Raw genomic sequence first — 3,832 nt, forward strand, 5'->3', positions numbered from 1 at the left:
CATCTCCGATTTTTTACCACACGAAACCGAAATCGACTTTTTTGAAGAAGTGAAAGGGATTGATTTTTTGGAGGGTGTGATGGCGGTGGATGGGATTAAATAAAAAACACCAACATTTCTGCTGGTGTTTTTTATTTTTAGTTGCTGAAACGAGTTCAGCATGACAAGTCTTTATTTACTCCTCCAATAAAACCTCTAAAATCGTAATCGCGGCATCGCTAATTTTAGTTCCAGGACCAAAAACGGCTACAGCTCCGGCGTCGAATAAGAATTGGTAGTCTTGTGCTGGGATAACGCCACCAACAATTACCATAATATCTTCTCTTCCGTATTTTTTTAGTTCTTCAATCACTTGCGGTACTAAAGTTTTGTGTCCCGCTGCTAATGAAGAAACGCCTAAAATATGTACGTCGTTTTCAACGGCTTGTTTGGCAGCTTCTTGTGGCGTTTGGAATAACGGACCAATGTCTACGTCAAAACCTACGTCGGCATAACCTGTTGCTACCACTTTGGCGCCACGATCGTGACCGTCTTGTCCCATTTTCGCAATCATAATACGAGGACGACGCCCTTCTTTCTTAGCGAAAGCATCGGCTAATTGTTTTGCTTTTTCAAAACTTTCGTCGTTTTTAATTTCTTTACTATACACGCCGCTAAAACTTCTAATTTGTGCTTTATATCTTCCGAAAACTACTTCTAAAGCATCACTAATTTCGCCTAATGTAGCTCTGTTTCGTGCTGCTTCTACGGCTAAAGATAGTAAATTTTCACCACCATTTTTAGCGCTTTCGGTTAATTTTGCTAAACATTCAGCAACTTTAGCGTTATCGCGAGTGGCTTTGATTTGTTCTAAACGTTCAATTTGTTGTTTGCGCACCATTTGGTTATCCACATCCAAAATATGTAACGGATCTTCTTTTTCCAAACGGTATTTGTTCACCCCAACAATAATATCTTGTCCGCTGTCGATACGTGCTTGTTTTCGTGCGGCTGCTTCTTCAATTCTTAATTTTGGAATTCCTGCTTCAATGGCTTTCGTCATTCCGCCAAGTGCTTCTACTTCTTCAATTAAAGCCCAAGCTTTTTCAGCAATTTCAGCTGTTAAACTTTCTACATAATAACTTCCTGCCCAAGGGTCAACCGTTTTACAGATTTTAGTTTCTTCTTGTAAAAAGATTTGGGTATTACGAGCAATTCGAGCTGAGAAATCGGTTGGTAAAGCAATCGCTTCGTCTAAAGCATTGGTGTGTAACGATTGTGTTCCTCCAAAGGCTGCTGCCGCTGCTTCAATAGCAGTTCGAGCCACATTATTAAAAGGGTCTTGCTCGGTTAAACTCCAACCCGAAGTTTGGCAATGCGTTCTTAATGCTAATGATTTTTCGTCTTTTGGGTTGAATTGTTTCAATAGTTTTGCCCAAAGCATACGACCGGCACGCATTTTTGCAATTTCCATAAAATGATTCATTCCAATCGCCCAGAAAAACGAAAGGCGAGGAGCAAAGGTATCAATATCCATTCCAGCCGCTAAACCGGTACGAATGTATTCTAAACCGTCTGCTAAAGTGTATGCTAATTCAATATCAGCAGTAGCTCCCGCTTCTTGCATGTGGTAACCCGAAATCGAAATCGAGTTGAATTTTGGCATGTTTTTACTCGTATATTCGAAAATATCCGCAATAATTTTCATCGAAGGCGTTGGTGGATAAATATAAGTATTTCGCACCATGAATTCCTTCAAAATGTCATTCTGAATCGTTCCCGATAATAGGTTAGGAGTAACGCCTTGTTCTTCTGCTGCTACGATGTAGAATGCCATAATTGGTAAAACTGCACCATTCATCGTCATCGAAACCGACATTTCCCCTAACGGAATTTGGTCGAAAAGTACTTTCATATCTTCCACCGAGTCAATCGCAACACCAGCTTTTCCAACGTCACCAACCACTCGTTCGTGGTCAGAATCGTAACCTCTGTGTGTTGCTAAATCGAAGGCAACAGAAAGGCCTTTTTGTCCAGCCGCTAAGTTTCTTCTGTAAAAAGCATTACTTTCTTCCGCAGTTGAAAATCCAGCATATTGACGAATCGTCCAAGGTCGGCGAACGTACATGGTGGCATATGGTCCGCGTAAATTTGGTGCAAAACCAGCTCCAAAACCAAGATGCTCTAAATTAGAAATATCTTCTTTTGAATAGGTTGGTTTTACTTCAATTCCTTCGGCAGTTGTGAACTTTTGTTCCAAGTTTAACGTTTCAGGTTTCAAGTTTTTGGATTTCTCCAAAGTTAAATGTTGTATGTTTTTTCTCATTGCTTTAGCAATTAAAATATTTTGTTGATTTTGCTGTTTCTTGATGTATGAAGAACAGCTTTAATCACTATTGTTTCATTATCGATACTAAAATGAATTAGATAAGGGAATGTTTTTAACAAAACTACTCGAATTTCATCATATCTAATTTGAAATCGAAATGGGTTTTCTTTTATTTGTTTAACACTATTATTAAAAGAATTAGCAAATCTTTTTGAAAGCATTGGATTGATGTTTTTATACCAAGTGATACTTTCACGAACATCAGATTTAGCTTCTTCTAAAATTATAATCTTAAAGTTCATCTCCAATCTCTTTTAAAAAATCCTCGTAATCTGTTGCACTTTTTGGATTTTTCAAATAGTTTTCAGTTCGTTCTCTAACTTCATCAATTTGCCATTGCGGAATTTGATATTCCTTGGAAGTTGGAAGAATAATTACTTCTACTTCTTCTGCATTGAAATCTTCAGGTAAAGTAATGTTTACTTGATGATTTTTTACTTTTACAAATCTTCTAATTGCTTCCATGGTCTTCTTTTTCTGTAAGTTACTAAATTATTCCGAAGCTAATCGTTCCTTTACTAATTTTTTATCAACTTATTTATTGCTACACAGTAAGGTAGAAAAAAAAATAATATTGATAGCATAATTATTAATATTGAGATTAAAAATTTTTTCAAGTTCTTGTAAGTAATTCCGACTGCTAGGTATGTTAAGCCTACAACGATAAGAATTATTGAAATTAACCAAGAAATGAAAAATAAAGTTCCCATAATTATTCCGAAGCTAATCGTTCTTGTTCTAATTTTTCAGCCAAACGTTTTTCGATGATTGGTGTGATTAATGTTTTTCTGGCGTTTTGTTTCACGAAAGGATACAATTCCAAGTCGTTTTTCATTTGGTCGTTTTTGTTGGGATACTTGTTGGTTCCTAGTAAAACTTCTTTCCCTGAATCGAAAAGTTCTTGTTCTTTTTGTGCACTTTCGTTAATTTTTCTCTGAATTGTTCCATCGATTAATTGCGAAATCAGTCCGCCATTTTTCTCGATATCTTTGAATAATTCCAAAGCTTTTTCGGCTAATTGTTCTGTTAACGTTTCAATGTAATACGCACCATCAGCTGGATTGTTTACTTTGTCGAAATAACTTTCGTGTTTTAAAACTAACAATTGATTTCTCGAAATTCTATCGCCAAACTCGTTGTCTTTGTGATAAATCGCATCGTAAGCTAAATTCGCAACCGCATCAGCTCCACCTAAAATCGCCGACATACATTCGGTAGTCGTACGCAACATGTTTACATTGTAATCGTATAAGGTTTTGTTGCGTTTTGTTGGTGTTGCAATGATATGACAATCAAAATTATGATTGAATTCTGAAGCTAATGTATTGAATAAAAGGCGTAAGGCTCTCAGTTTAGCAATTTCAAAAAAGTAATTTGTTCCAACAGCTACTTCAATTGTAATCGGTTGGTTGATAGCTGGAATTCTATTGAAATATTCGTTTGCTTGTGCTAAAGTGTAAGCTA

Annotated in this window: 4 protein-coding genes; all 4 read right to left on the reverse strand. The window is 36.5% G+C overall.

The features are described 5' to 3' along the window. Positions 1 to 175: 175 nt before the first annotated feature. Positions 176 to 2,305, reverse strand: coding sequence for a methylmalonyl-CoA mutase (gene scpA / locus Q0075_RS06730; protein WP_297868839.1), 2,130 nt, complete (start codon positions 2,303 to 2,305; stop codon positions 176 to 178). Positions 2,306 to 2,316: 11 nt separating this feature from the next. Next, entirely contained in the window at positions 2,317 to 2,610 is a 294-nt protein-coding gene (locus Q0075_RS06735) for a type II toxin-antitoxin system RelE/ParE family toxin (RefSeq protein ID WP_297868840.1), read from the reverse strand. Further along, positions 2,600 to 2,833: a hypothetical protein gene (locus tag Q0075_RS06740; protein WP_297868841.1), complete on the reverse strand. Its 234-nt coding sequence runs from the start codon at positions 2,831 to 2,833 to the stop codon at positions 2,600 to 2,602. The genes Q0075_RS06735 and Q0075_RS06740 overlap by 11 nt, the downstream gene beginning before the upstream one ends. A gap of 247 nt (positions 2,834 to 3,080) precedes the next feature. Next, a partial coding sequence (locus tag Q0075_RS06745; protein ID WP_297868842.1) for a methylmalonyl-CoA mutase family protein occupies positions 3,081 to 3,832 on the reverse strand: 752 nt, incomplete at its 5' end.

The sequence above is a fragment of the uncultured Flavobacterium sp. genome, from assembly GCF_937967675.1.
In the GTDB taxonomy this organism is placed as follows: domain Bacteria; phylum Bacteroidota; class Bacteroidia; order Flavobacteriales; family Flavobacteriaceae; genus Flavobacterium.

Coding starts and splice junctions, on each gene's coding strand:
- scpA (WP_297868839.1), bottom strand. CDS start 2,305: ATGAGAAAAAACATACAACATTTAACTTTGGAGAAATCCAAAAACTTG.
- Q0075_RS06740 (WP_297868841.1), bottom strand. CDS start 2,833: ATGGAAGCAATTAGAAGATTTGTAAAAGTAAAAAATCATCAAGTAAAC.
- Q0075_RS06735 (WP_297868840.1), bottom strand. CDS start 2,610: ATGAACTTTAAGATTATAATTTTAGAAGAAGCTAAATCTGATGTTCGT.